23 protein-coding genes are annotated in these 25,446 nt (G+C 61.9%); 8 read left to right on the forward strand and 15 right to left on the reverse strand.

The annotated features are described in order from the left end of the window. Nucleotides 1–19 precede the first annotated feature (19 nt). From J3364_RS13395 to J3364_RS13425, 7 genes are all read right to left on the reverse strand, one after another. Entirely contained in the window at nt 20–1,585 is a 1,566-nt protein-coding gene (locus tag J3364_RS13395) for an ABC transporter substrate-binding protein (protein ID WP_349558832.1), read from the reverse strand. Between the two features lie 398 nt (nt 1,586–1,983). Then, nucleotides 1,984–3,303 (reverse strand): sensor histidine kinase, encoded by a 1,320-nt coding sequence (locus tag J3364_RS13400; protein ID WP_349558833.1) that lies wholly within the window; start codon nt 3,301–3,303, stop codon nt 1,984–1,986. Further along, a complete protein-coding gene (locus J3364_RS13405; protein WP_349558834.1) occupies nt 3,300–4,031 on the reverse strand; it encodes a response regulator transcription factor in 732 nt (243 codons plus the stop codon). The genes J3364_RS13400 and J3364_RS13405 overlap by 4 nt, the downstream gene beginning before the upstream one ends. Before the next feature lie 9 nt (nt 4,032–4,040). Beyond that, nucleotides 4,041–5,507 carry an ArnT family glycosyltransferase gene (locus J3364_RS13410; protein ID WP_349558835.1) on the reverse strand — a complete coding sequence of 489 codons (1,467 nt, stop codon included), beginning with the start codon at nt 5,505–5,507 and terminating at the stop codon, nt 4,041–4,043. Next, the gene (locus tag J3364_RS13415; RefSeq protein WP_349558836.1) at nt 5,491–6,513 is read right to left on the reverse strand and encodes a glycosyltransferase family 2 protein; all 1,023 of its coding nucleotides are present in this window, start codon (nt 6,511–6,513) and stop codon (nt 5,491–5,493) included. The genes J3364_RS13410 and J3364_RS13415 overlap by 17 nt, the downstream gene beginning before the upstream one ends. After that, the gene (locus tag J3364_RS13420; protein WP_349558837.1) at nt 6,506–6,904 is read right to left on the reverse strand and encodes a GtrA family protein; all 399 of its coding nucleotides are present in this window, start codon (nt 6,902–6,904) and stop codon (nt 6,506–6,508) included. Before J3364_RS13420 ends, J3364_RS13415 begins: the two co-directional genes overlap by 8 nt. A gap of 71 nt (nt 6,905–6,975) precedes the next feature. Next, nucleotides 6,976–8,055 (reverse strand): PA0069 family radical SAM protein, encoded by a 1,080-nt coding sequence (locus J3364_RS13425; RefSeq protein ID WP_349558838.1) that lies wholly within the window; start codon nt 8,053–8,055, stop codon nt 6,976–6,978. Nucleotides 8,056–8,383: 328 nt separating this feature from the next. Here J3364_RS13425 and J3364_RS13430 point away from each other — a divergent pair, with 328 nt between their 5' ends. The 5 genes from J3364_RS13430 to J3364_RS13450 all read left to right on the forward strand — a co-directional run bounded on the left by J3364_RS13430 (nt 8,384) and on the right by J3364_RS13450 (nt 13,109). Next, nucleotides 8,384–9,976 (forward strand): isocitrate lyase, encoded by a 1,593-nt coding sequence (locus tag J3364_RS13430; protein WP_123636517.1) that lies wholly within the window; start codon nt 8,384–8,386, stop codon nt 9,974–9,976. Between the two features lie 416 nt (nt 9,977–10,392). Beyond that, complete coding sequence (locus tag J3364_RS13435) at nt 10,393–11,361, forward strand: dentin sialophosphoprotein (protein ID WP_349558839.1); 969 nt, start codon at nt 10,393–10,395, stop codon at nt 11,359–11,361. A 57-nt stretch (nt 11,362–11,418) separates the two neighbouring features. Then, entirely contained in the window at nt 11,419–11,769 is a 351-nt protein-coding gene (locus tag J3364_RS13440) for a hypothetical protein (RefSeq protein WP_349558840.1), read from the forward strand. Nucleotides 11,770–11,781: 12 nt separating this feature from the next. Next, nucleotides 11,782–12,480, forward strand: coding sequence for a C39 family peptidase (locus tag J3364_RS13445; RefSeq protein ID WP_349558841.1), 699 nt, complete (start codon nt 11,782–11,784; stop codon nt 12,478–12,480). A 5-nt stretch (nt 12,481–12,485) separates the two neighbouring features. Beyond that, a complete protein-coding gene (locus J3364_RS13450; RefSeq protein ID WP_349558842.1) occupies nt 12,486–13,109 on the forward strand; it encodes a hypothetical protein in 624 nt (207 codons plus the stop codon). Nucleotides 13,110–13,123: 14 nt separating this feature from the next. On the opposite strand, the gene J3364_RS13455 is transcribed toward J3364_RS13450, so the two are convergent. The 3 genes from J3364_RS13455 to J3364_RS13465 all read right to left on the reverse strand — a co-directional run bounded on the left by J3364_RS13455 (nt 13,124) and on the right by J3364_RS13465 (nt 16,023). Beyond that, nucleotides 13,124–14,170, reverse strand: coding sequence for a transporter (locus J3364_RS13455; protein WP_349558843.1), 1,047 nt, complete (start codon nt 14,168–14,170; stop codon nt 13,124–13,126). After that, nucleotides 14,167–15,567, reverse strand: coding sequence for a sigma 54-interacting transcriptional regulator (locus tag J3364_RS13460; RefSeq protein WP_349558844.1), 1,401 nt, complete (start codon nt 15,565–15,567; stop codon nt 14,167–14,169). Before J3364_RS13460 ends, J3364_RS13455 begins: the two co-directional genes overlap by 4 nt. 222 nt (nt 15,568–15,789) lie before the next feature. Beyond that, nucleotides 15,790–16,023 (reverse strand): hypothetical protein, encoded by a 234-nt coding sequence (locus tag J3364_RS13465; protein WP_349558845.1) that lies wholly within the window; start codon nt 16,021–16,023, stop codon nt 15,790–15,792. Between J3364_RS13465 and J3364_RS13470 the strand changes: the two genes are divergently transcribed. From J3364_RS13470 to cadR, 3 genes are read left to right on the forward strand one after another with little or no spacing between them, the layout of a single operon-like run. Beyond that, nucleotides 16,014–18,017 carry a CASTOR/POLLUX-related putative ion channel gene (locus J3364_RS13470; RefSeq protein ID WP_349558846.1) on the forward strand — a complete coding sequence of 668 codons (2,004 nt, stop codon included), beginning with the start codon at nt 16,014–16,016 and terminating at the stop codon, nt 18,015–18,017. The two genes, J3364_RS13465 and J3364_RS13470, sit on opposite strands and share 10 nt — an antisense overlap. Then, nucleotides 18,014–18,484, forward strand: a complete 471-nt coding sequence (ybaK, locus tag J3364_RS13475; RefSeq protein ID WP_349558847.1) for a Cys-tRNA(Pro) deacylase — start codon at nt 18,014–18,016, stop codon at nt 18,482–18,484. Before J3364_RS13470 ends, ybaK begins: the two co-directional genes overlap by 4 nt. Before the next feature lie 17 nt (nt 18,485–18,501). Next, nucleotides 18,502–18,954 (forward strand): Cd(II)/Pb(II)-responsive transcriptional regulator, encoded by a 453-nt coding sequence (cadR, locus tag J3364_RS13480; RefSeq protein WP_123636470.1) that lies wholly within the window; start codon nt 18,502–18,504, stop codon nt 18,952–18,954. A gap of 20 nt (nt 18,955–18,974) precedes the next feature. Here the strand turns inward: cadR and J3364_RS13485 are convergent, their stop codons facing one another. From J3364_RS13485 to purH, 5 genes are all read right to left on the reverse strand, one after another. Beyond that, nucleotides 18,975–20,552 (reverse strand): cation:proton antiporter domain-containing protein, encoded by a 1,578-nt coding sequence (locus J3364_RS13485; RefSeq protein WP_349558848.1) that lies wholly within the window; start codon nt 20,550–20,552, stop codon nt 18,975–18,977. Nucleotides 20,553–20,643: 91 nt separating this feature from the next. Beyond that, nucleotides 20,644–21,417, reverse strand: a complete 774-nt coding sequence (locus J3364_RS13490; protein WP_349558849.1) for a substrate-binding periplasmic protein — start codon at nt 21,415–21,417, stop codon at nt 20,644–20,646. Nucleotides 21,418–21,493: 76 nt separating this feature from the next. Beyond that, entirely contained in the window at nt 21,494–22,450 is a 957-nt protein-coding gene (locus J3364_RS13495; RefSeq protein WP_349558850.1) for an alpha/beta fold hydrolase, read from the reverse strand. Nucleotides 22,451–22,515: 65 nt separating this feature from the next. Beyond that, nucleotides 22,516–23,805: a phosphoribosylamine--glycine ligase gene (purD, locus tag J3364_RS13500; RefSeq protein ID WP_349558851.1), complete on the reverse strand. Its 1,290-nt coding sequence runs from the start codon at nt 23,803–23,805 to the stop codon at nt 22,516–22,518. A gap of 18 nt (nt 23,806–23,823) precedes the next feature. After that, nucleotides 23,824–25,401 carry a bifunctional phosphoribosylaminoimidazolecarboxamide formyltransferase/IMP cyclohydrolase gene (purH, locus tag J3364_RS13505; RefSeq protein WP_349558852.1) on the reverse strand — a complete coding sequence of 526 codons (1,578 nt, stop codon included), beginning with the start codon at nt 25,399–25,401 and terminating at the stop codon, nt 23,824–23,826. Between the last annotated feature and the right edge of the window lie 45 nt (nt 25,402–25,446).

Consider the following 25,446-nt stretch of genomic DNA (forward strand, 5'->3'; position numbering starts at 1 on the left):
CCGTGTCAGGCCCTTCGACTTACTTGACGACCAGGTCGCCGATGTAAGGGGAGTTCATTACGTTGAGGATCGGTTCGATCTCGACGTTCTTCTTGGAGGCCCAGGCCAGATCCTGCCAGTGCAGCGGGATGAAGGCCGCGTCGTCGTACAGACCCTGCTCGACTTTCTGCAGCATCTGGGCGCGCTTGTCCCGGTCGGTCTCGACGTTGGCCTGCTCGACCAGCTTGTCCAGTTCCGGGTTGCAGTAGTTGCCCGCGTTGTACTGGCCGGCACCGGTATCGGTGTTCGGGCACATGGTCAGGAACTCGTAGAAGTTGGCGGAGTCCTCGGTGTCCGCGTGCCAGCCGATCATCATCATGTCCGCGGCGCGGTTGTCGAACTCGGGCCAGTACTGCGCTTTCGGCAGGGTCTTCAAGTCCACCTTGATGTTGATGCGCGCCAGCATGGCGGCCACCGCCTGGGCGATCTTGTCGTCGTTCACGTAGCGGTTGTTCGGCGCCATCATGGTGATGGTGAAGCCGTCCTCGTAGCCCGCTTCCTTCATCAGCTCTTTCGCCTTGGCGATGTCGTAGCGCGGCTTCAGGCCGTCCACATGGCCCTGATAGCCTTCCGGCGACAGCTGGGCAGCCGGGGTGGCAAAGCCTTTCATGATTTTGGCGGCGATGCCTTCCTGGTTGATGGCGTAGGCGATGGCCTGACGGACACGCTTGTCCTTGAAGGCTTCAACCCGCTTCTGGTTCATCTCGAAGATAATGATGCGGGTACCGCTCATGGTGACCAGATCGGTGTTCGGGTCGCGTTTGATGCGGTCCAGATCGGTCGGCGGTACCGGCGCAATGAAGTCCACGCCGCCGGACAGCAGGGCGGAAACGCGGGTGTTGTTTTCCTTGATCGGGGTCAGGGTGATGTGACCGACGTTGCCCGGGGAGTCTTTGTCCCAGTAGTCGTCAAAGCGTTTGAACTCGACTTTCACGCCCTGCTGACGCGACGTCACGATATACGGGCCGGTACCGGACTCGTGACGCGAGGCGAAGGTGTCTACCTGCTTGGAAACCATGTCCTTGTCGCGACCCTGGTCGTCCTTGCCTGAGTAGAACTTCTTGTCCATCGGGAAGATGTAGGTGGCGGCGTTCAGCAGCAGCGGGTAGGGCTCTTTGGTGATCAGGTCGAAGGTGGTGTCGTCGATGATCTTGAGGTCGCTGAACGGCTGGAAGATGGCCTTGAAGTCCTGGCTCTTCTTCAGACGGTCGAAGGTGAACTTCACGTCTTCACTGGACAGGGTGTTGCCAGAGTGGAACTTGACGCCCTCGCGCAGGTGGAAGCGCATGGTTTTGTCGTCAATCCGTTCCCAGCTCTTGGCCAGGCGCGGTTCGAATTGCAGGTCCTTGGTCCAGCGGATCAGCGGGTCGAATGTCATGTGTGACAGCTGGAGGATGCCGCCGGAGAGCTGCTCGTGGATGTCCAGTGTCACCGGGTCGGCGTCATAGGCCATCTTCAGCTCTTTATTGGCTTCCGCGGCAGAGCCTGCCATGGGTGCCCCAGCCAGAGCCACGCAGCTCACAAATGCAGTGAGGAGTCGTTTCATAGCGATGCGTTTCCTGTCGGTCTTTTTTCTGAAATTTATTGGATCGTTCTTAAACGTTTTTAAGACAGTTCTGTCGCAATCTGCGGTAAGTACAGATTGCAGTGGTTTGTAAAGCTAGTGACTGACTGTTCACTGAGCAATCGAAAAAACGACATGCCCCTATTCGTGGGGTGAATGAACTGAATGGAGTCAGAAAAGCCGTTGTCCGACAGGATTGGGAAAGCGTTTTAAAAACAGAGGGGTAACCGCGTTTTTCGGAGGCGTTGACGGGAGCGGTGTGCCAGCTTGATGCGTGGATGCACCAGATCGGTCCGATGACTTTCGTAATGTTTTCGTGAACATTGGCGGCCTGATCGCGCCATTTCGATGAGAAGAAGTCGCATTTGGAAGGGCTGGCGTCAGGTCCGCTCGTGCAGCATCCGCCTGCTGGTGTCAGGCGTCCGGTCGAGCACCGAAGTGCCGAACGAGATGAACATCGCGGTGCCGTCGGGGCCGGATTCGGCCACATCCAGCGTCCAGCCCAGACGTTCGCAGATCAGCTGCACGATGAGCAGGCCGAAGCTGCTTTCCTGCATACCGGCCTTGCCATGCAGCGGTGTCGACAGGCGCTGGATGATCCGGTCCGGCAGGCCGCTGCCGTAATCGACAATCTGCAACCCATCGGCGGTGACGTCGATATCGACGGGGCCGCGGGTATGCTTCAGGGCATTCTGGAGCAGGTTGCGGATCAGCATCCGCAGCAGGGCCGGATCCGCCAGCAGGGTCAGGTCAAGGTCGCCCGCCTGCAGGCGCAATCGGCCGGGCGAACTGCCCGGGGTGCTCTCCAGATCCGCGATCGTGTCGTCGATCGCCTGGCGCAGACCGAGCCGGGCCCGCTGCTCTTCGTCCAGATTGCCGCGGGCCAGTCGAAGCAGCACGTTGACGTCGGCCTGCATGTCCGTGGCCGCTCGCCGGATACGGCTGACCGTGCGCGCATCGGCCTCCGACAGGGTGGCCCGCTTCTCGATGATATCCAGCGCGCCGGTGATGACGGCCAGCGGTGTCCGCAGTTCATGGCTGGCCAGTTTGACGAAGGATTTTTCCCGGTCGACGAATGCCTCGAGGGCGTCGAGGAAGCGGTTGAACGCCGAGGCAATGTCGGCAAATTCCGCGTCCTGGTAATCGGTGGACAACCGCCGCATGGATGACGCTGGAGCGGTGGCCTGAATCTGGTGAGTCAGCTGTTGCAGGGGGCGGGTCAGGCGGCGGGCGGTCAGGCGCGAGAGCATCAGGCCGATCAGCGCCATCGCGCCCAGCACCCCCAGGACGATCAATTGCAGCAGCAGCTGCTTGCTCTCCATGATGGTGATGTCCTGCGACAGGTAAAGGCGGCCGGTCGGTTGGTCGGTCGCGGCGATGAGCATAAGATAGGTTTTGTCACCGACCTCGATTTCGGCGGAATACGGTGTGGGCCGATCCTTCATGTAATCCGGCAGTCGGGTTTCGGGCTGGCCGTCACCAAGAAAGATGGCGTGCAGCAGGGCTGTGTCCCATTCCTGGAAATCATCGCGGTCGATGTGTTGGCGAAAGTGCGCCTGCTCTTCGGCCAGTTCGAGGTCGAGGATGGTGTCTTCCATATCCTCGAAAAACACCTCAATAGCGATGATCGAAAGAATGGCGGTCGCCAGGCTGACGGCAAAGACCGTTCGAAAAAGACGCGTGGTCAGCGAGGGTCTCAAGCCTCGGACTCCTCAGGCGCTTCCGGAGGATCGATCCGATAGCCCCGGCCATAAACGGTCCGGATCAGCGAGTGGCCAAACGCCCGTTGCAGGCTCTGGCGCAGCGAGTAGATGTGGGTACGCAGGGAGTGACCGTCGGTTTCGCCGGTGCTGTCGCCCCAGATGGCCTCGCTCAGTGCTTCATGGCTGAGGAAGTTGGGATAGGCGCGGATCAGCAATTCAAAGAGCCGAGCCGGGATGCCGGTCAACTCGGTGTCGGCGCCGTTGAGCTCGACCCTCAACGTACCGGGCTCAAAGTGGATCGTGCCGGCCTTCAGGCTGGTCCTGCGCGGCGTATAGCGGCGGTAAAGGGCATCGATGCGCAATTGCAGCTCGCGCAGCTCAAACGGTTTGACCAGGTAATCGTCGGCGCCGCACTCGAACCCCCGTTCCTTGTCGGCCAGGGCGCCGCGGGCCGTCATCAGGATGATGGGCGTGTCGCACTGGAGATCCTGACGGATGCGCTGGCACAGGTCGAAACCGGAGACGCCGGGCAGCATCAGATCCAGCACGATGACGTCGTAAGGATTGGTGGCCAGCAGATGCAGGGCGGTGAGCCCGTCCGCCGCAAAATCCAGGGCATAACGGGTATCTCCCAGGAATTCGAACAGGTTTTCAGCCAGATCGATCTGATCTTCGACAATCAGCAGTCTCAGGGCCTGCCGGTTGGCAGGAGCGGATGCAGACATCGTGAGTATTTAGCCTTTGTTAGTGGTCGCCGGATCGCTAAACGACAGCAGGGAGTAGCGCCGGTTGCTGTCATGGACTTGCGCGGTCGGGGGCAGCCGACTCAGCAGACGATCCGTCTCTTTCTTGGGAACGGCCAGAAAATACCGTTGGTACCGGTGATTCTGGCGCATAACGCCCAGCTGTTCCATGGTGATCTGTCTGGCCTGGCCCTGACTGTAATATTGGGCGGAGAACGGCAGGTCATCGAGGTAGAGCAGGTGGCTGTCGCCGGGTTGGCGGTTGTCGACGTAGTCGTCGACGATGGACTGTTCGGTCTTGAGCTGGCGGGTGTCGTGCATCGCGTAGAAGACGAACCCGGTGGTCAGCACCGGTACGCACACCGCTGCAGACACCGCCATGCGCCGGAATCCCCGCCAGGACAGGTTGAGCGACAGCAGCAGCCGGGCCAGGACCAGGGCCGAGAAGGGCAGGGCCGGCAGCACGTAAGTCCACAGCGTATTACTCGCCATCGTGAAGAACAGCATCGGGCCCAGGGCGGCCATCAGCACAAACTGGGCATTGGCGCCGGTCACTCCGATGGCCAGTCGAGCCCGCCCGTCGCGACGGAACAGCAGCCAGGCCGCGACCATCAACCCGACGATGCCCCAGGGGAAGGATGCCCAGATCCAGAACATCCAGATCATCCCCTTCGGTTGCAGGTGCGCGGTGCCGTACAGGTCGCCCGCCCAACCCGGATCCAGGAAACGTTTGAAGTGCTCGCCAATGATGAAGTAATCGATAAAGCCCGGTGTTTTCAGCTCCGCTGCGATGTACCAGGGCAGCACCAGGGCCAGTGTCAGCAGTGTCCCCCGAACCCAGGGGAACGCACCCAGCAGACGAAAACGGTCGCGGGCCATGATCAGCCACAGGCCAATCGGTAATCCCGTCAGGACCAGCGTCAGCGGCCCTTTGGCCAGCAGGCCGATCACCAGTCCCAGGAAAAACAACCAGCGCCAACCTCGTTCACGGCCATTGGCGACCATGCCGAAGCTGACCAGACTCAGGGTGGTGCCCAGGGTCAGGAACGGATCGGTCATCACGGTGCCGGCGCTGATGAAGGTCAGCGACATACTGGCAAAGATGATCGCCGTCCAGCGCGCCACCTGTTCGCCATACAGCTCCCGGGCAAAACGCCAGATCAGGTAGACCAGACCCAGGTTGGCCAGCCAGGCCGGCAGGCGCAGGGCAAATTCACTGAGGCCGAAGGTCAGGATCGACAGGGCCTGGAGCCAGAACGACAGCGGCGGCTTGCCCCAGAACGGGACGCCCGGCGAGAACCAGGGCGTGATCCAGTCACCGGTCTCGGCCATCAGCCGGGCAATTTCGGCGTAGCGTGGCTCGGTGGTGTCCACCAGGGGGAACAGGGCCATCCCGATCAGGCGGGTGGCGAGGATGGCCAACAGGGCCCACAGCCAGGGTTCAACCCGCTTCAACATACGATGAATCCTCGGTACGGGGTACGGCATGACCGGTTGTGGCTCGCGTCTGCTCAATGACATCGCGGGTGAGGTACACCGGCCGCTGTTTGGTTTCGATGTAGGTTTTACCCACGTATTCCCCGAGGATGCCCAGACCCATCAGCTGGATGCCGCCCAGGAACGTAATGATGGCCACCAGCGACGGATAGCCGGCGGTGGCGTCACCGAGGAGGGTCGCCTTGACCACAATCCACAAACCGAAAATGGCGCCGACGCTAGCCGCCAGCAGGCCCATTACGGTGGCCCAGCGTAGCGGTGCGACGGAAAACGACGTCAGCCCTTCCAGCGCGAGACCGACCAGGCCCAGGACATCCCACTTGGTTTGTCCGGCCGGCCGGGCTTCGCGGTCGTAGGTGAGGACCACGGTGGGCATACCGATCCAGGCGAACAGGCCTTTCATGTAGCGGTTGCGTTCACCCAGCCGGAGCAGGGCGTCCACCGCCTTGCGGCTCATCAGCCGGAAGTCGCCGGTGTCCACCGGGATCGTGGTGCGGCAGGTGCGATTCAGTAACCGGTAAAACGTGTAGGCGCTGGCGCGTTTGAACCAGCTCTCGCCGGCGCGGGAACGCCGCTGCATCAGCACCACGTCGGCGCCGGCTTCCCAGCGCTGGATCATGTCGGGAATCAGTTCCGGCGGATCCTGCAGATCGGCGTCGAGGATAATGACGGCTTCGCCCCGGGCGTGCTCGATGCCGGCGGTCAGCGCGGCTTCTTTGCCGAAGTTGCGGCTTAACCGGACCAGGCGAATGTTGGCCTGGTAACGCAGCGCCTGGATCAGGAAGGCGTCACTGCCGTCGTCGCTGCCGTCGTCGACAAAGACCACCTCGGCGGTGTGGGGCAGACCGGCCAGCACTTCCCGGATGCGGTCGAGAAACAGCGGCAGGACCGCCCGTTCGTTGTAGACGGGCACGACGATCGAGAGCAACGGTGGTGTAGCCGGTATACGGGATTGCGGACTATTCATGGAAGACGAGCCTCTCGTACATGAGGTAGTTGAGGCCGGTCACGAGTCCGGTGGTCAGCACCTGGGCGGGTGCCGCCGGCAGGCCGGCGACCTCAAACAACACACGGAAAACGACGAGATTGGCGAGCCAGCCCGTCGCACAGGAAAGCACATATCGCGGCAGGGTCCGTGTGTGCGGGCCGGCATTGCGAAACGCCAGCCGCCGTTGCAATCCGTAGTTCGCTGCCGCTCCCGTCAGGCTGCCGATGGCCGTGGCCATGGCGGCGGACAGGCCACCGCTCATCAGCAGCGCCATAGTGGCCCAATGGACCAGCGTGGCCGTGCCGCCTGAAACCAGGAATCCGAGGTAAGGCCGACGGCCGGACACAATCACGCTGACGAGTGCTTTCATGGGCCGACACCTTAATGGGCGACCCGTCAGGCAGGCGTTCAGGAAATGTCAGGAAAGTATCAAAGTGGCACTCAGCCGACGGTCTGCAGGGGGATCAGGTCCAGCTGTTCACCGCCGGGCCGGCGGAACAGGTCGGTCCGCAGGGGTTCCGATTCGTGCAGGTTGAGGCCGACTTTGCGGGCCTTGCGGTTGAACCGCTGGCGGATCAGGTCGGCATAGATGCCCTGGCCGCGCATACGGTGGCCGAAGCGGTTGTCGTAGACCTGGCCGCCGCGCATATCGCGGATGCGGCTCATGACGTGGCGGGCGCGGTCGGGGAAATGGCGCAGCAACCAGTCCTCGAACAGCTCATGAATTTCCAGCGGCAGGCGCAGCATGATCCAACTGGCGCGGCTGGCGCCGTTATCGGCCGCGGCGTCCAGGATGGCTTCGATTTCCGCGTCATTGATGAAGGGAATCACCGGGCCCAGGATGATGCCGGTCGGAATGCCGGCGTCGGACAGTTCCCGGATCATGCGCAAACGGGTTCCCGGCGAGGCGGTCCTCGGTTCCATGCGCCGCTTGAGGTCGCTGTCGAGGGTGGTGAGGCTGACCCGGACGGAGCACAGACCGTCCGCGGCCAGGCTGGCCAGCAGGTCCAGGTCGCGAAGGATCAGCGCGCCTTTGGTGATGATGGACACCGGCTGGTTGTACTCACGCATCACTTCCAGCACCTGTCGGGTGAGTCGCAGGCGTTTCTCCAACGGCTGGTAGGCATCGGTGTTCACGCCCAGGGCAATGGGCTTGCACTGGTAGCCGGGCTTGTCGAGGGCTTCCCGCAGGCGACGCGCGCCGTTGGGTTTGGCGATCAATCGGGTCTCGAAATCCAGGCCCGGTGAGAGGTCCCAGTAGGCGTGGGTGGGCCGCGCAAAGCAGTAGACGCAACCATGCTCGCAGCCCCGGTACGGGTTGATGGACTGGTCGAAGGGCACATCCGGCGACTGGTTGTGGCTGATGATGGATTTGACCTTTTCCTCGACGACGGTCGTTGCCAGGGAGTCCGGGCACAGCATGTCATCAGGGTCCCGGTACCAGCCGTCGTCGGTGGTCCGGTCCGAGGTCAGGGGCTGATAGCGGTTGTGGGGATTCCGGCCGGTGCCGCGTGTGCGCATGGTGACGTCCTGCCCTGTTGATGGAAGTCGAGGGCCAACAAAATACTGTATGTATAAACAGTATCTGATTAAAGCATAACCAAGGGTGGGGGCGGACGCAAGGCGCCGGGTGCGGCGACATGACATGTCGCCGCCCTGATTGTTTTTCGACCAAACAGGGTGTTGGCGTGCGTTTTTCTACATTCACCAAAAAAATATCCGGAATACACGATATAAATTTTAATGATGGATTCGACGTTCGTAGAATGGCTCCCATCGTCGGTCAGCAGCGGGTTGGGTGAAGTGCTGCGGCCGAACGTTGGCTCATCAACTGATAACAGGATCGACCATGTCACAGTACAACCAAGACATTGAGGCCATCAAAGCTCTGAAGGAAAAGATGAAGGGCTGGGATGCGATCAACCCTGAGCACGCCGCTCGCATGCGCGCCCAGAACAAATTCCACACCGGTCTGGATATCGCCAAGTACACCGCGAAGATCATGCGTGAAGACATGGCGAACTACGACGCGGATACCGCCCAGTACACCCAGTCCCTGGGCTGCTGGCACGGCTTCATCGGTCAGCAGAAGCTGATCTCCATCAAGAAGCACTTTGGTTCCACCAAGCGTCGTTACCTGTACCTGTCCGGCTGGATGGTTGCCGCGCTGCGCTCCGAGTTCGGTCCGCTGCCGGACCAGTCCATGCACGAGAAGACGTCTGTTGCCGCTCTGATCGAAGAGCTGTACACCTTCCTGCGTCAGGCGGATGCCTGGGAACTGAACCACCTGTTCCGTGACCTGGAAGAAGCCAAGAAAGCCGGCGACAGTGCCAAAGAGCAAGAGCTGCTGAACAAGATCGAAAACCACGAAACCCACGTGGTGCCGATCATTGCCGACATCGACGCCGGTTTCGGTAACGCCGAGGCGACGTACCTGCTGGCCAAGAAGATGATCGAAGCCGGTGCCTGCTGCATCCAGATCGAGAACCAGGTGTCTGACGAGAAGCAGTGTGGCCACCAGGACGGCAAGGTGACCGTTCCGCACGCTGACTTCCTGTCCAAGATCAACGCGGTTCGTCTGGCGTTCCTGGAGCTGGGTATCGACGACGGCGTTATCGTGGCGCGTACCGACTCCCTGGGCGCCGGCCTGACCCAGAAGATCGCCGTGACCAACGAGCCGGGCGACCTGGGCGACCAGTACAACAGCTTCATCGATGGCGACGTCATCGAGAAAGCCGAAGACATCAACAACGGCGACGTGGTGATCAAGCAGAACGGTCAGCTGGTCAAGCCGAAGCGTCTGGCGTCTGGTCTGTTCCAGTTCAAGCCGGGCACTGGTGAAGACCGTGTTGTGCTGGACTGCATCACCAGCCTGCAGAACGGCGCTGACCTGCTGTGGATCGAAACCGAGAAGCCGCACGTGGGCCAGATCGCTGCCATGGTGAACCGCATCCGTGAAGTGGTGCCCGATGCCAAGCTGGTCTACAACAACAGCCCGTCCTTCAACTGGACCCTGAACTTCCGTCAGCAGGTCTTCGACGCCTGGAAGGAAGAAGGCAAGGACGTGTCGGCTTACGAGCGTGGCGACCTGATGAACGCCGAGTACGACGACACCGAGCTGGGCAAACTGGCTGACGAGTGGACCGCTGACTTCCAGCGCAAGGCGTCTGCAGAAGCCGGCATCTTCCACCACCTGATCACGCTGCCGACTTACCACACTGCGGCCCTGTCTACCGACAACCTGGCCAAGGGCTACTTCGGTGACGAAGGCATGCTGGCCTACGTGGGTGGTGTTCAGCGCAAGGAAATCCGTCAGGGCATCGCCACAGTCAAGCACCAGGACATGGCAGGTTCCAACATCGGCGATGACCACAAAGAGTTCTTCGCCGGTGACGCCGCCCTGAAGGCCGGTGGTAAAGACAACACGATGAACCAGTTCTAAAACCGGTTTATCCGTTGTCATCGGTCGGGACACCCCCGTCCGTCCCGGACCGATACCCGAAAGCCCCGCCATCCGGCGGGGCTTTTTTGTGCCTGAATGACGCCGTCAGTTGCAGATACACCCCATTGCTTCCCTATCTGATTGAGTTGCCAATCAATTTTTCCCACGCCTCAGAAGAAACCGCCATCGGCCTGTTTCAACGGTGAAACAATCCCGTAGGCCTGATCCACAGGCACGGTTATGGGGCGCCTTGAAAATCCTTATGGATGAGAGTGTTAGGCCGAAAATCGGGCGATTGGCACGGGAATCGCTCTGGTTACCTTCGCGGATCATGCGTCCTTGGTCCGCCGTCGTCGAATGGACACGGCACCGACGTGGATCCATAACAATGCCAATACGATAGAAGGAATGGGATCATGAGAGCACAGAAAAGCTTGCTAGCGATGGCTATTGCGATGAGTCTTGGTCTGTCCGGCGTCGCGCTGGCGGATCAGGGTGGTGATGGCGACCCGAATACCAACGCGGATGACACCTCCACTGCGAACAACGGCTATTCCGGCAATACCGACTCCGGAAACGACAACTCCACGGATAATTCCGACAACTCTGACAACAGCACCAATACCGCCGCGTCCAATAACACGCTTGCCAGTGGCAACGACAATTCGGACAACAGCGACAACTCCGATAACAGCACCAACACTGCGGATTCGAACGACGACAATTCGAACAACAGCACCAACACGGCTGCGTCCAACAACACGCTTGCCAGTGGCAATGACAACTCGGATAACAGCGACAATTCCGACAACAGTGACAACTCGGACAACAGTACGAACACCGCTGCGTCCAACAACACGCTTGCCAGTGGCAACGATAATTCGGATAACAGCGACAATTCCGACAACAGTGATAACTCGGACAACAGCGACAACTCCAACAACAGCACCAATACCGCTGCGTCCAACAACAATCTTGCCAGTGGCAACGACAATTCGGATAACAGCGACAATTCCGACAACAGCGACAACTCGGATAACAGCGATAACTCCGACAACAGCATGAATACCGCTGCTTCCTACAACACAGTGGATAGCGGTAACGACAACTCAGACAACAGCGACAACTCGGACAACAGCACCAACTCGCTGAGTCTGAGCGTGTTCCTGAACAACGCTGATCTGGAAGGCAGTGTGTCCGGTGTGACCACCAACTACGGCAGTGCCGACAAGAAAGGTGCATACACCTGGGTCAACCACTCCAACGAGATCTCCGGTGGGTCGGCCAACTTCACCGGTGTCGGTGCCTTTGCCCAGAACGCCGGCAATGCCAGCGTGACTCAGGCCAATGTGAGTGTGCAGTCCAACCTGACTGCAGGTCAGTGATCGGTTCGGATCACGCCCCAGCTGCGGGCGTGATCCTTTTTTCCAGGAGGTGCAGCCATGGTTGAAAGACGGCGTAATACCCGGCACGCACTCTGGATAGTTCTGCCATTGTTGAGTTCGCTGGCCGCTGCCGATGACGCATTGTTCACCGGTGAAGCGCTCAACGCGGACCAACTCCAGGAGGCGAATGGCCGTCAGGGCATTCCCTTCCAGTGGCAGGTGAACGACACCGACCAGAATGCGATCGTCGCCGACAACGTGCTCAACGGTACGGTTATCACGGGTGACAACGTCATTTCGGATCATGCCTTTGACAATATGAATGGTGTCGCGACGGTGATCCAGAACACCGGTAACCACGTGGTGATTCAGGACAGCACACAGATCAATGTCCTGATCAACCACTAGAGGAGAAGCGCCATGGGGAGCAGGGCTGCCGCACTTGTGTGGGCCGGGCTGGTCGCTGTCAGTCCCCTGGCGTTGGCAGGGACCGTCCGGTTGCCCGGACTGGGCGGCGATATGCCCGTCAAGGTCATGAGCTTTCAGGAGCGTCGCTTCCTGACCGTCGTGCAGCAGCAGTATGACTTCAGCTGCGGCTCGGCGGCCCTGGCGTCGCTACTGACCTATCATTACGGCCACCCGGTGAGTGAACAGACCGTGTTTCGTTCGATGATCGCGGTGGCCGATGAGGAGAAGGTCCGGCAACAGGGCTTCTCCATGCTCGATATGAAGCATTACCTGGAGAGCCAGGGATTCCAGGCGGACGGTTTCCGCATGGGCCTGGCGGATATCCGGGACAAGGTGAGGATTCCCCTGATCGTCCTGCTGGACATGAATGGCTTCCGCCACTTCGTCATCGTCAAGGGGATCACGGAGAAGGAAGTCCTGGTGGGCGATCCGGCCCGCGGGCTCAAGGTCTTCACCCATCAGGATTTCGAGTCACGTTGGGATGGGGTGGCGTTTGTGATTCGCAGCCACCTCGGTGATGGACGGGCGCACTTCAACCGGGATGTGGAGTGGCGACAGGTGGCCCGTGCCCCGATCAGCAACAACAATGCACCGGGCGACTCGGCCCTCGCGGCACCGACGTTGTTTGCGCCGCTCGGTGTGGAATGGTGACACTTATGGAAACCCACAAAGAATACGGACAACCGCTACGCCGCAGAACGCTCGTCCTGGCGCTGCTGGTGGCGGGTCTCGCCGGAGCCGGACCGGTCGGTGCGGCCACCGAATGGGGATTGTCGACCCTGGACGATCCGATTCTGGATCAGCAACGGGGTGGCTTCCGCATCGGCAATCTGGAAATCAGCATCGGGCTGGAGCAGGTGGTGGCCATCGACGGCCAGATCGAAGTGATCAACCGGCTGCTGATTCCTAACCTGAATCAGTCCGTCGGCAGTGGCGCCGTAGCGCACCAGATTGAGCAGGTGCGAGTATCTCGCCCGGCAGCGTCTCCGACATCCGGCAGCAGCGGCAGTGGTGTGGGCGGCAGCTCGGACCAGTCCACCCCGGTGGCCTCATCATCGCCCACCCAGGGCACGACCATCAGCTCGCCGATGATCAGCACCGGCGCCAATGCGACCACGATCGTTGCCAGCGAGTTGCGCAGCGGCGCCTGGGCGACCCGCATCCAGAATGACGTCAATGAACGGGTTATCCAGAACATCCGCTCGCTGAATATTCAGCTCAACAACGTCGGCCTGCCCAGTTACCTCCCTGACAACTTCCTGCAAACCCCGGCTCGCTGAGCCGGGGCGTGTCTTCAGAAGGCGATCGGCAACTTGAGGGTGAGTTCCGTCGTGGGGGCGTTTTCGGTGACGCCGATGCTGACGGACAGACTCATGCTGGTATCCGGCGTCAGCTGCTGGGACAGTCCGAAGGACAGTGAGCCCACCTGGATGCGATCGAACTGCGCGTTGTTCAGGTCGTTGTCGAACTCGACATCGGTCTTGGGAATCACGGAATGATCATAGCCGAGACTGAACGACGTGCGCTCGTTGAAGGCAAACCCCATCCCGAACCCGAAGCGGATGATATCGCCGGGATCAATGGTGCCGCCGTTCTCGAAGCCCTCGTCTTCCTCGATGGTGTAGGTGTAGCTGAGGTTGCCGAACAGCACCGCCGGATCGGAGGGGTAGATGAATGAGAAGCCGGGCTCCACGCCCCAGAAGCCGGAGCCGGTGGGGCGCTCTGTGAAGGCCACCCCAATCGGGTTGCCCTGGCTGTCTTCCAGCACACGCCGGTCCACGTCGTAGGGCCCCTCACCGGTCGGGGCCTTCACCCGGAAGGTGCCGATGATGTAGGGCCAGCCCTCGACGCCGTCATTGAACTGATAGCGGAGCGTGGCCTCCACGTCCCCCAAACCCTGGCCGGACGATTCGGTCAGCCGGTCCACCGGTGTGCCCTGGAACGCCTCGCGCTCGCGCAAATCTTCGTGGATATCCAGGTAGGGAACCCGGATCGTGGTTTCCAGACGGCTGGTAATGCCGTATTTCAGGGTCAGCGCGCCGACAAAGATATCGCGCTGCACTTCGGAGACATTGATCAGCCCGACCAGCAGCGCCGGAATGACCGTGTACCCCTCGATCGCCACCAGCGTCGAGTTGCTGTTGGCGTAGGAAAACGCGGGTTCGATGACGAACTTGCCGGGGCGCGTCACGATTCCGCGATCGGTGGTGATCGACGCGATTTCGCTGGCCTTTTCGTTGACACGTTGGGCCTGCTCGTCGGCGGTTGACGTCTGGGCGAGGGCGGGTTGCAGGAGCAGACTGCTGCCAAGGACAGCGGGAACCAGGGCATAACGGATCATGACAATCCTCCTTTGCGGACGACCGATGACCGACCGGATTCCGGCGTGGTGGGGCCGGTACCGTGCTTCGCCATCAGCCGATAGAGCGACAGGCGCGAGATCTGCAGCATGCGCGCGGCCGCGGAAATGTTGTTGTTGGAGAGATTCAGGCAATGGGTAATGGCTTCGCGCTCGGCGCGGGCGCGGAAGCGGGCGAGGGAGAATTGGGCAGAGACAGTGGCATCCGGGGTATGATCCTGCAGGCCCAGGTCGGCCGGCGTAATGGTGTCTGACTCACTCAGCAGGATGGCCCGTTGCAGCCGGTTTTGTAGTTCACGCAGATTGCCCGGCCAGTTGTGCTCCAGCAAGCTGGCCATGGCGTCTTCGGACAATCGCCGGCGATGGTGGCGGCCATGCCGGGCGGCGGCCCGCAGGATCGAGCTGGCCAATTCGGGCAGATCCTCCAGGCGATCGCGCAACGGAGGCAGCGACACCTGCAGGTTGCCCAGCCGGTAGAAGATATCGGCACGGAACTGATCCTGCGCCACCAGCGGCTCCAGCGGTTGCGAACTGGTGGCGATGACGCGGGCGTGAACCCTGCGCTGGCGCTGGCTGCCCAGGCGCTCCACCAGCCCTTCCTGCAGGAAGCGCAACAGGGTGGATTGCTGTTCCGGCAGCAGCTCGTCAATGTCACGCAGGATCAGCGTGCCGCGATCCGCCTGTTCGATGCGGCCAGGGCGGGCGGTCAACGCATGGGTGAAGGCGCCTTTCTCGTGGCCGAACAGCTCGCTCTGGGTCAGGTTGACCGGCAGGGCCGCACAGTTAACGGTGACGAACGGCCCCTGCTGGACCGCCGAATGCTCGTGGATGAACTGGCAGGCCGCGTTCTTGCCGGTGCCGCTCTCGCCGGTAATCAGCACCGGTTCGGCGGTCTGGGCCAGGCGCCGGAGCAGGGCCCGGGTTGCCTGGATGGCCGGCGAGCGTCCGGCCAGCGCGTGGAGCTGGAACGGCTGGCGGACACGGCCTTGCAGGCGGCTCAACAGATCCGCCATGCCCCACAAATGACCCAGGGCGTTATCCATGCGCAGCATGTCGTAGGGCAGGGTGTGGTAATCCATGCAGTGAGCGGCAACAATCTCACTCAGCGGGCTGTCCGGTTCCGGCTGTTCAGCCAGCAGTCCGACCCATTGGGTCGGGCAGAGCGCTTCGATCCAGCCCTCCAGCAGCGTGGTCAGTTCCGGCGTGAAGTGAGTCAGGTCGATCACGCCGACCCGTACCTTCGGCAAGTTGGCGGTCCGGCGACGCGGCGGTATCGTAAGATCCGCCGGGTAAAGGGCCCAGTGTCGGGCCAGTTCGCTGCACGAATCCGGTACCGCTCCACCGGGCGCCAGCCAGATGAGGGTTTTATGGTTGTGCATAGCCTAGTGCCTCTGAACACAAGTTCGTCGTGAGTCGGCGCAACTGTGCGGCTACCTTGACCGGAGCCGCGTTCACTAGGCAGGAATCAGGGCGGACAGCCTCGGCCGTTCTTATAGGCACTCAATGCTCCTGATGCCCGGGGAGACTGCCCTCTTTCCAGGCGCCGTTTAATTGTCTGGCGGCAAGCTGGAGAATGCTCCCTCAGGGCCAGTCAGATCGCCTTACACTGGCAGGCTGAACAGGCCCCGGAACTGGAATTGAGCATAATTGGTGCCATCCGGGAAAATGCTGTGGTTTCTGACCACTTGCAGATCCTGAACAGCTAGCGCCGGCTCTTCCTGTAAATATTGTCGACGTACCGCTAACTGCGTCGGAGGTAGTGGCTTGCCTTGACCGCTTCCGGATTTGCCAACATGATGATTTTGTTCACGTAAGAGGACAGCCCATGCTGCCATTGCCGTTCCTGGACCGAGTGAAGTACATCGTTGAACGCCAGTTTGTGAAGGGCGCGCTCTTCCAGTTGCTGGTCGTTGGTGTCTTTATCGGACTGATTTCACTGGTCGGCGGACTGCTGGTCTGGCCGGGAAGCGACTCCTTTAGCGACCTGGGCGACGCGGTCTGGTGGGCCTTCCTGCGGCTGACGGACCCGGGCTATCTGGGGGATGACCAGGGCGACTGGCGGCGGTTGGTGTCGACCCTGCTGACGATCACCGGCTACGTGGTGTTCATGGGCACGCTGGTGGCGATCCTGACCCGATCGCTGATTGCCCGCATGACCGATCTTGAACGCGGGCTGACACCGGTCACCCTGCGCCATCACGTGGTGGTTCTCGGCTGGAACAATCGGACGATTCCCCTGATCCAGGAGCTGCTGGCCTCCAGTGGCCGGGTGCGGCGTTTCCTGGCCTTGCATGCCACGCGTCGACTGCGCATGGTGGTGCTGTCGGATGAAGTGTCGTCGGAACAGGTGCTGAGCCTGAGCAGCGACCGGGAGATTGGCCGGCGCGCGCGCCAGATCGTACTGCGCTCGGGCACGCCTCTGCAGCCGGAAGCCCTGCACCGGGTGGCCTGTCTGGACGCGGCGGCGGTGATCGTTCCCAGCGGGCGGGAACATGGCTCCGACAGCCTCGTATCGGCCGATGTCCGCACGGTCAAGGCGCTGCTGTCGATGGCGTCCCAGGCCCAATATCAGCACCGGTCGCTGCCTTATGTGGTCGCCGAGATCGACGATATCCGCAAGCAGGCGGTGGTGGAACGGGCCTATCCCGGACCGCTGGAGGTGATTGCCGGCGATGCGGTGATCAGCCGGCTGATGGTACAGACCATCCTGCATCCCGGGCTGTCGGAAGTGCTGAACGAACTGCTCACGGCGCGGGTGGGTAATGACATCTATGTGCGTTCCGGCGATATCGCCGAAGGCCTGACCCTTGGGGAATTTGCCCGGACCTGTCCGGAGGCGATTGTGCTGGGGATCCTGCAGGACGGATCGGGAGGCTGGCAGGTTCGCCTGAACGCCCCGTCAGACACGCCGATTCGGGACGAGGACCGGCTCATTATCCTGGCCCGGGATTACTCGGAAACCCAGCCGCCGGCCGATCTCAAGACCCCATTGGATTCGATTGAGCGCAGCGCTACGCCGGTGCTGTCGCTGACCCATACCGGCCCCCGCCACCGAATCCTGATGCTGGGCTGGAACGATCGGGTGCCGGCGTTGCTGGCGGAAATGGCGGGTTATGACAGCCATGCCTTCCAGGTTGATCTGGTGTCGATCGTGCCCGCCGACGATCGGCAACTGGCGATCGACCGGTACTTTGGCGACAGCCAGGGCGTCCGCCACCATCAGATCGAGGCGGATTTTGTCGTGGACGCCGAGCTGCGTGCGCTGGAACCGGCGGGGTACGATTGCATCCTGCTGCTCAGCAGCGATCGGCTGGCGTCCGGTGAGGAAGCCGATGCCCGCACCATGATGGGCTATCTGCAACTGCAGGAAGTGCTGGCTGGCGCCGACGTCCAGCCGCAGGTGATCCTGGAACTGAGCGATCCGGACAACGAAACCCTGCTGGTCACCAACCAGAGCGAGACGATGGTCAGCCCGATGATCCTCAGTCACATTCTTGCCCAGGTGGCCCTGCGTCGGGAGCTGCGGGTGGTATTGGAAGAACTGTTTACCCCGGGCGGTGCTGAAATCATCTTTCGCGACCCCGCCGATTACCACCTGCCTGCGGGATCGGACTTTGCGGCCCTGGAAGCGGCGGCCGGACGTCACGGCGAGACCGCGCTGGGCGTCTTCCGGACCCGGCCGGACAGCAACGGCTCTTGGGTCATGCTGAATCCCGATCGGCCGACACCGCTGGATTTGCAGACCGGAGACCGGTTGGTGATTCTTGGCGGCAGTGCCGGCCAGACCAGCGCATCCGCCGAACATGAACCCAGGGAGGTCCCTGTATGACACCGGCCATAGACCAGGCCCGCAAGGCCGGCATTGCCTTCGAGATTCAGGAATACGATCACGATCCGAACGCTGAAAGTTACGGTGAGGAAGCCGTTGTTAAACTGGGCCTGTCACCGGACCAGGTGTTCAAGACGCTGGTCGTGAAGCTGGACAGCGGGGCGCTGGCGGTGGGCGTTGTGCCGGTCACCGGCAAGCTCAATCTCAAGCAGATGGCCAAGGCGGCCGGCGCCAAGAAGGCGACCATGGCCGAGGCCCGGGACGTGGAGCGGGTGACCGGCTACGTGCTGGGCGGGGTGAGCCCGCTGGGCCAGAAGAAGCGCCTGAAGACCGTGGTGGATGCCTCCGCCGAGTCCCTGCAGACGGTGCATGTGAGCGCCGGTAGGCGGGGGCTGGAAATCGCGCTGGCGCCAGCGGATCTGGTGGCCCTGACCGGCGGGGCCTTTGCCCCGATCGCCCAAAACTGATAGCGAGGCAACGAGTCATGCGAATCGGAACCCTGGCGCGCAAGACCGGTTTTTCCCAGGAAACCATCCGTTACTACGAAAAGATCGGCCTGATCCCTCAGCCCGGTCGCAACGAGGCCAACTACCGGGACTATGGGGACGCCTTCCTCGATCGGTTGCGCTTTATCGCCAACTGCCGGTCACTGGACATGACCCTGGATGAAGTCCGCCACCTGCTCGAGCTGCGGGACAATCCCGAGGCTCGCTGTGGCGAGGCCAACGCCCTGCTTGGGGAGCACCTGGAGCATGTCCGCCACCGCGTTGAGGAGTTGAATCAACTGGCGCGTCAGTTGGAAGTGATTCAGGGTCAGTGCGATGTGGATCAGCCAGCACGAGACTGCGGCATTCTGAATGAGCTGGACCGGATGGAGCCGGTGGAGGAGCCGGAAAACAGCCACGTGCCCGGCAGTCACGGTCACCGTCCCGGCTGAGGGCATCGCTCAGAAGTTCCCTAGCCAAGACTCTCCGGCAGGGGGGTGCGGTCCACGGGGTTGAGGTGCTGGTTGACGTGGCCGGCCAGGGCCACACCCGTCTCGTTCATGGTCAGGTAGGCGTCGTCGGCGCCGGCCTCGCGAATTTGCGGCACCTCGTCCTCATGCAGGGTGTGCGCCGCAATGAAGCCAGTGAAGCCCCGTTCCCGGAGTTTGCGGGCCGCAATCTTCTTACCCTCGATATCGTGCAGACACAGGATGACCGCTTCCAGTTCAGGCATGTCCAGGGTTTGCCAAAAGTTAAAATCCTCCGCGTCGGCGAAGGACACGTTGCGGCCGGCGGTGCGGTGGCCCTTGAGCCGCGCCGGGTCGGAATCCAGCCCCATCAGTCGGGGCTCGGTGTGTCGCAGTTCTTCGTAGGCGGCCGTGCCGGTCCGGCCCATACCGATGATCAGCACCCGGGTGTCGCCCAGGGAAACCGGTTGCTCGTCCGGATGGCGCTTGCTCGATTCCAGCGGGTCGATGTAGCGGGCCAGGCGAGCGTAAAGCGGATGGGCGAGGCGGTTGAGCGGCGCCGAGATGATGAATGACAGCGCCACGGTCACGGCCAGTGGCACCAACCACTGGGGCAGGGCAACGCTCGCCAGGATCAGGCCGAATTCACTGTAGTTGGTCAGCAGCAGGCTGGACAGGAAGCTGCTGCGTGCCCGCAGACGGAACACCAGCAACAGCCCGAAGAAGAGCAGGCCCTTGAGCGGCAGCAATAGGGCCGCCACGATGGCAAACAGCAGCGCGTGGTCGTCCGGCAACCCGCCCATCCCGATCTGCAGGAAAAAGCCCACCAGGAAGACTTCCTTGACGCTCCACAGGGAATTGGACAGCTCCACCGCGCGTGGGTGCTTGGCCAGCAATGCCCCCATCAGCAGGGCGCCCAGCTCGGAGCTGAGGCCGGCCAGTTCAAAGCCGATGCCGCCGACGGCCAGGGCCAGCATCAGACCCAGCAGCACCAGCAATTCATCGTGACCGGACGCATCCAGCAAGCGGAACAGCAGAGGTCGCAAGAGCGGCAGCGCAAACACCAGGAGCGCGTAGACAGATGGGGAATGGCCGGCGGTCAGGCTCATGACGACCAGGGCAATCAGGTCCTGCATCACCAGGATGCCGATGGCCACCCGGCCATGAAATGCCCGCAACTCCTGTTTGGATTCCAGGACCTTGGCGGCCAGCACGGTGCTGGAAAACGACAGGGCGATCGCCAGCATCAGCGCGTCGGTGGTGTTCAGATCCAGCAGCAGGTACAGCCCGGGCATGAAGACCAGGCAGGTGATGGCGAAATGGAGCAGGCTGCCGCCGATCACCTCCGGGCGGATGATGGAGCGGAATTTCAGCTTGAGGCCGACGGTAAACAGCAGGAGCAGGACGCCCAGGTGAGCCAGCTCCCTGAGGATGAGATTGTCTTCGGTGTGCAGGTCAAACGGCGCCGCCAGGCCGTTGAGGGTGAAGCCGGCAACCAGGTAACCCACCAGCGGCGGTAGCCCGGCGGAGCGGGCCAGCAAGCCCAATGTGAAAGCGAAAAAAATCCAGAGTGCTTCAGTCATGGTTGGCCTGTCGTGATGTCCCTATGCGCTTTCGCCACGGCCCGATTGTTACAAGTTCTGTCGGGGCTCGCCAGTGCTGTGGAAGCGGGTCTTAATCCTGGGGGCTGTTCAGGACGATGCGGTACTTGTCGGCCAGTTGGTCCAGTTCCCCCGATTCCCGGAGCGCCTGCACCCCCTTGTCGAGAATGTCGGCGTAACGCTGGGCGTTGGGATCGGCTGGGGAAAAGGCGATGAACAGGGGCTCGCTGGACGCAACGCCGGCCTTGCGCAGGGTCGTGGGATTGCGGGATTGGCTCAGGTAATAGCGCATGACGGCCTCCTCCTCGACGAAGGCATCGATGCGCCTCAGGCCCAGCATGTCCAGAAAACGGCCGAGGACATTCTGGCCGTTGAGGATCATCAGTCGCTGCCGGTCCGCGCGATGGGGAAGAATGTAGCGATCATTGAGGTCGCCGTAGGAATAGTCGTCGATCACGCCCAGCCTGATATCGGATAGGGAATCGTCGTCCCTGTATTGCCAGGTGGAATCGCTCTGGGTGAAGAAGGTGTGCCGCGCCATGGCGAGATAGCGTTTGGGAAAGACGAGGTTCGAGACTTCTTTTCGGCCGGTGCCGACAAGGGCGGTGTATTGGCCCGATTCCACTTCCTTGATGGCGCGGCTCCAGGGGCGGGTCAGGTAAATGACGGTGTAGCCGGCGCGACCGAAAATCCGGTCGGCCACTTCGATCATGAACCCAGGATCGTCGCTTTCCGGCTGACAGTTGAACGGGCACCAGTAATCGGCCACCAGGGTCAGCGTTTCGGCACGTAGTGGGAGAAGCCAGGCAAACAGAACGAGGCCAACCGCAACCCGGAAACAATGCAATGGAGGTGTCCCTGACTGTGAGAGCGTGCCGTTATTATATGAAAGCTGGAAGTGTTTGCCAGTGCCCGGACGGCCTTCAGCTGTCGGGCTGTCCCTCGATAAAGTGGCGGATCAGTCGGGCGGTCTGTTCCGGAACTTCGATCATCGGCGCATGGCCGACGTGGTCCAGGATGACCTTGCGCGCATTGGGGATACGCGTCTCGAACACGTCGGCATTGCGATAGTCGATCACCCGGTCGTCCCGTCCCCAGACGATCAGCACCGGGGCTCGGATGCTGGCCAGTTGGTCGCGAAAGGCGGTGTCATAGCCGGAGTTTTCAATCTGCTCAAAGATCCTGTGATAGATGGCCCGGTTGGCCAGCGCCCGGTCTTCCATCACGCTGTAGATGGGCCAGGGCACAAAAGGTTTCTGCTCCAGGGCAAAGTCCACCAACTTTTCGAAGTCGCCAGGCTGCTCCACGATCAGCGGATTGTCTCCCGCCTTGACCCGCTCCACGAGTTCGCTGTCGTACGTCATGACGCCGGCCGGATCCAGTAGTGTCGCGCTGGCCACCCGGTCCGGGTAGGTGGCGGCAAACTGCGCGGTAATCGCCCCACCCATGGAATTGCCCACAAGGTGCACCCGTTCCAGTGTGAGCGCATCCAGGATGCCCTTCACATAGCCGGCCTGGGCGGCGATGCTGTAGTCCCAGTCCAAGCTCTTGTCGCTGGCGCCGTGCCCAGGAAGGTCAATGGCGTAGACGTTGTAGTGGTCGGTCAGTTCGCGGGACAGGCGCAACCAGTTTTCCTTATTGGCGGCGAAGCCGTGCAGCAGGACCAAGGTGGGGCCGTCGACGGGGTATTCGTTGTGCAGGTAGGCCATGGTCCGGTCACCCACCTCAATTTGTGCATCCAGCAGACCGGCGGCCTTGCGTTCGTGGGCCATCATGGCGTCGTAGACGGCCTCCCGGGAGCAACCGGACAGCAGCAGGATCGACAACACGAGTGTCAGCATCGCATAGGGGCGGGTAGCGGCAGGCAGCGGCGACGGCATAGCGGGTCCTTGTCTGTGGATCGGGCACAAAAAAGCCCGGTCGGTGACCGGGCTTGGGGCTCAGCTTAGTCCTTGGTCTCGCGGGCAATGGCCCGGTAGGCGATGTCCTTGCGATAGAAGGCGCCGTCCCAGTGGATGCGGCTGGCCAGTTCATAGGCCCGCTTCTGGGCCTCGGTGACGCTGTCGCCCAGGGCCGTCGCGCAGAGCACCCGGCCGCCGCTGGTGACCACGGTATCGCCGTCGAGCTTGGTGCCGGCGTGGAACACCTTCTCACCTTCGATCTCGCTCTCCGGCAGACCGCTGATGGCCTTGCCCTTCTCGTAGCTGCCCGGGTAGCCGCCGGCAGCCAGTACGATGCCGACAGACGCGCGCGGATCCCAATTGGATTCGCACTGGTCCAGTTTGCCGTCGACCGCTGCAGAGCACAGTTCCGCCAGATCGGACTGCATGCGCAGCATGATCGGTTGGGTTTCCGGGTCGCCAAAACGGCAGTTGAATTCGATCACCTTGGGTGCGCCGTTGGTGTCGATCATCAGGCCGGCATAGAGGAACCCGGTATAGGGATGACCTTCTTTCGCCATGCCTTCGACGGTGGGTGTGATGACCTCGTCCATGATGCGCTGGTAGACCGCATCGGTGACCACCGGTGCCGGCGAGTAGGCGCCCATGCCGCCGGTATTGGGGCCGGTGTCGCCGTCGCCGACACGCTTGTGGTCCTGGCTGGTGGCCATCGGCAGCACGTGCTGGCCATCCACCATGACGATGAAGCTGGCTTCCTCGCCGTCCAGGAATTCCTCGATCACCACGCGACTGCCCGCATCGCCGAAGGCATTGCCGGCCAGCATGTCACGGATGGCGTCTTCGGCCTCTTCCAGGGTCATAGCGACGATGACGCCCTTGCCGGCGGCCAGGCCGTCGGCCTTCACCACGATCGGTGCGCCCTGTTCACGGACGTAGTCCAGTGCTTCGTCCATGTCGGTGAAGTTGGCGTAAGCCGCGGTGGGAATCTGGTGGCGGTCCAGGAAGTCCTTGGTGAAGGCTTTGGAGCCTTCCAGCTGGGCCGCGCCCTTGTCCGGGCCGAACACCCGCAGACCGCGCTTGCGGAACAGGTCCACCACGCCGGCGACCAGCGGAGCTTCCGGGCCGACGATGGTCAGGCCGACATTGTTGGCTTCGGCAAAGTCGGCCAACTTGTCCAATTCCATCACGTCGATGTCGACGTTTTCCAGGTTCGGCTCGCGAGCGGTGCCGGCGTTGCCCGGGGCCACGAAGACCTTGTCTGCGCTGGGGGACTGGGCGGCCTTCCAGGCCAGGGCGTGTTCACGGCCGCCGCTGCCAATAATCAGAATGTTCATGGTTGTCGTCCTGTCGGCTCAGTGGCGGAAGTGGCGCATGCCGGTGAAGACCATGGCGATGCCGTGTTCGTTGGCCGCGTCGATGACTTCCTGATCGCGCATGGAACCGCCCGGCTGGATGACGGCCTTGATGCCGGCGGCTGCCGCCGCGTCGATGCCGTCCCGGAACGGGAAGAAGGCGTCGGAGGCCATGACGGAGCCCGGCACTTCCAGGCCTTCGTCCGCCGCCTTGATGCCGGCGATCCTGGCGCTGTAGACCCGGCTCATCTGGCCGGCGCCAATACCAATGGTGCGGCCGGCCTTGGCGTAGACGATGGCGTTGGATTTAACGTACTTGGCCACTTCCCAGGCGAACAGCAGGTCGTTCAGTTCGTCCTCGCTGGGCTGGCGCTCGCTGACGACTTTCACATCGTCCATGGACACCATGCCCAGATCGCGATCCTGCACCAGCAGGCCACCGGTCACGCGCTTGTAGTCCATGGCCTTTTCGCGTTGGTCGGCGAATTCGCCGCAGGCCAGCAGGCGCACGTTCTTCTTGGCGGCGACAATCTCGACGGCCTCGTCGGCGATGGTCGGCGCGATGATCACTTCCACGAACTGCCGATCGATGATGGCCTTGGCGGTCTCGGCATCCAGTTCCCGGTTGAAAGCGATGATGCCGCCAAACGCGGAGGTGGGATCGGTGGCAAAGGCCAGGTCATACGCCTGGCGGATGTCCGCGCCGATGGCTACGCCGCAGGGGTTGGCGTGCTTGACGATGACGCAGGCCGGATCCGCGAATGGCTTGACGCATTCCAGGGCCGCATCGGTATCCGCCACGTTGTTGTAGGAGAGTTCCTTGCCCTGCAACTGTTTGGCGGTGGCTACGGACGCTTCCTGCGGGTTGCGCTCAGCATAGAAGGCCGCGCGCTGGTGCGGGTTTTCGCCGTAGCGCATGTCCTGCACCTTCACGAACTGGGTGTTGAAGGTACGCGGGAAATCCGGGTTGTCGTTGTCCGCGGTGCGCCCGCCCAGATAGTTGGCGATGGCGCCGTCGTAGGCCGCGGTGTGCTCGAAGGCTTTCACGGCCAGATCGAAACGGGTGCCGTAGCTCAGGGCGCCGTCATTCTCGAGCTCGTCCAGGACACGATCATAGTCCGTGGCGTTGACCACGATGGCCACATCGTCGTGGTTCTTGGCAGCGGCGCGGACCATGGTCGGGCCGCCGATGTCGATATTCTCAATGGCCGTAGGCAGGTCGCAATCCGGTTTGGCGACGGCCTGCTCGAACGGGTACAGGTTCACCACCACCATGTCGATGGGCTTGATGCCGTGTTCATCCATCACGGTGTCGTCGGTGCCACGACGGCCGAGGATGCCGCCGTGGACTTTCGGATGCAGGGTCTTGACGCGACCGGCCATCATTTCCGGGAAACCGGTGTAATCTGACACTTCGGTGACCGGAATGCCGTTTTCCTGGAGAAGGCGGAAGGTGCCGCCGGTGGAGAGGAGTTCAACGTCGCGGGCGCTCAGGGCGCGGGCGAAGTCAACGATGCCGGTTTTGTCGGAGACGCTGATCAGGGCGCGTCGGATCGGGGTGGGAGCCTTGTTTGCCATGAGAGTACGATTTTTCCGGGGACTGAACGAAATGAGGGCCGCGCG

Source organism: Marinobacter sp. NFXS9 (genome assembly GCF_040148665.1).
GTDB lineage: Bacteria > Pseudomonadota > Gammaproteobacteria > Pseudomonadales > Oleiphilaceae > Marinobacter_A > Marinobacter_A mangrovi.

Excerpts from the sequence above, each read along its gene's own strand:
- J3364_RS13395 (WP_349558832.1), bottom strand. The coding sequence starts at position 1,585 with ATGAAACGACTCCTCACTGCATTTGTGAGCTGCGTGGCTCTGGCTGGG.
- J3364_RS13405 (WP_349558834.1), bottom strand. The coding sequence starts at position 4,031 with ATGTCTGCATCCGCTCCTGCCAACCGGCAGGCCCTGAGACTGCTGATT.
- J3364_RS13410 (WP_349558835.1), bottom strand. The coding sequence starts at position 5,507 with ATGTTGAAGCGGGTTGAACCCTGGCTGTGGGCCCTGTTGGCCATCCTC.
- J3364_RS13415 (WP_349558836.1), bottom strand. The coding sequence starts at position 6,513 with ATGAATAGTCCGCAATCCCGTATACCGGCTACACCACCGTTGCTCTCG.
- J3364_RS13420 (WP_349558837.1), bottom strand. The coding sequence starts at position 6,904 with ATGAAAGCACTCGTCAGCGTGATTGTGTCCGGCCGTCGGCCTTACCTC.
- J3364_RS13425 (WP_349558838.1), bottom strand. The coding sequence starts at position 8,055 with ATGCGCACACGCGGCACCGGCCGGAATCCCCACAACCGCTATCAGCCC.
- J3364_RS13430 (WP_123636517.1), top strand. The coding sequence starts at position 8,384 with ATGTCACAGTACAACCAAGACATTGAGGCCATCAAAGCTCTGAAGGAA.
- J3364_RS13435 (WP_349558839.1), top strand. The coding sequence starts at position 10,393 with ATGAGAGCACAGAAAAGCTTGCTAGCGATGGCTATTGCGATGAGTCTT.
- J3364_RS13440 (WP_349558840.1), top strand. The coding sequence starts at position 11,419 with ATGGTTGAAAGACGGCGTAATACCCGGCACGCACTCTGGATAGTTCTG.
- J3364_RS13445 (WP_349558841.1), top strand. The coding sequence starts at position 11,782 with ATGGGGAGCAGGGCTGCCGCACTTGTGTGGGCCGGGCTGGTCGCTGTC.
- J3364_RS13450 (WP_349558842.1), top strand. The coding sequence starts at position 12,486 with ATGGAAACCCACAAAGAATACGGACAACCGCTACGCCGCAGAACGCTC.
- J3364_RS13455 (WP_349558843.1), bottom strand. The coding sequence starts at position 14,170 with ATGATCCGTTATGCCCTGGTTCCCGCTGTCCTTGGCAGCAGTCTGCTC.
- J3364_RS13460 (WP_349558844.1), bottom strand. The coding sequence starts at position 15,567 with ATGCACAACCATAAAACCCTCATCTGGCTGGCGCCCGGTGGAGCGGTA.
- J3364_RS13470 (WP_349558846.1), top strand. The coding sequence starts at position 16,014 with ATGCTGCCATTGCCGTTCCTGGACCGAGTGAAGTACATCGTTGAACGC.
- J3364_RS13465 (WP_349558845.1), bottom strand. The coding sequence starts at position 16,023 with ATGGCAGCATGGGCTGTCCTCTTACGTGAACAAAATCATCATGTTGGC.
- ybaK (WP_349558847.1), top strand. The coding sequence starts at position 18,014 with ATGACACCGGCCATAGACCAGGCCCGCAAGGCCGGCATTGCCTTCGAG.
- cadR (WP_123636470.1), top strand. The coding sequence starts at position 18,502 with ATGCGAATCGGAACCCTGGCGCGCAAGACCGGTTTTTCCCAGGAAACC.
- J3364_RS13485 (WP_349558848.1), bottom strand. The coding sequence starts at position 20,552 with ATGACTGAAGCACTCTGGATTTTTTTCGCTTTCACATTGGGCTTGCTG.
- J3364_RS13495 (WP_349558850.1), bottom strand. The coding sequence starts at position 22,450 with ATGCCGTCGCCGCTGCCTGCCGCTACCCGCCCCTATGCGATGCTGACA.
- purD (WP_349558851.1), bottom strand. The coding sequence starts at position 23,805 with ATGAACATTCTGATTATTGGCAGCGGCGGCCGTGAACACGCCCTGGCC.
- purH (WP_349558852.1), bottom strand. The coding sequence starts at position 25,401 with ATGGCAAACAAGGCTCCCACCCCGATCCGACGCGCCCTGATCAGCGTC.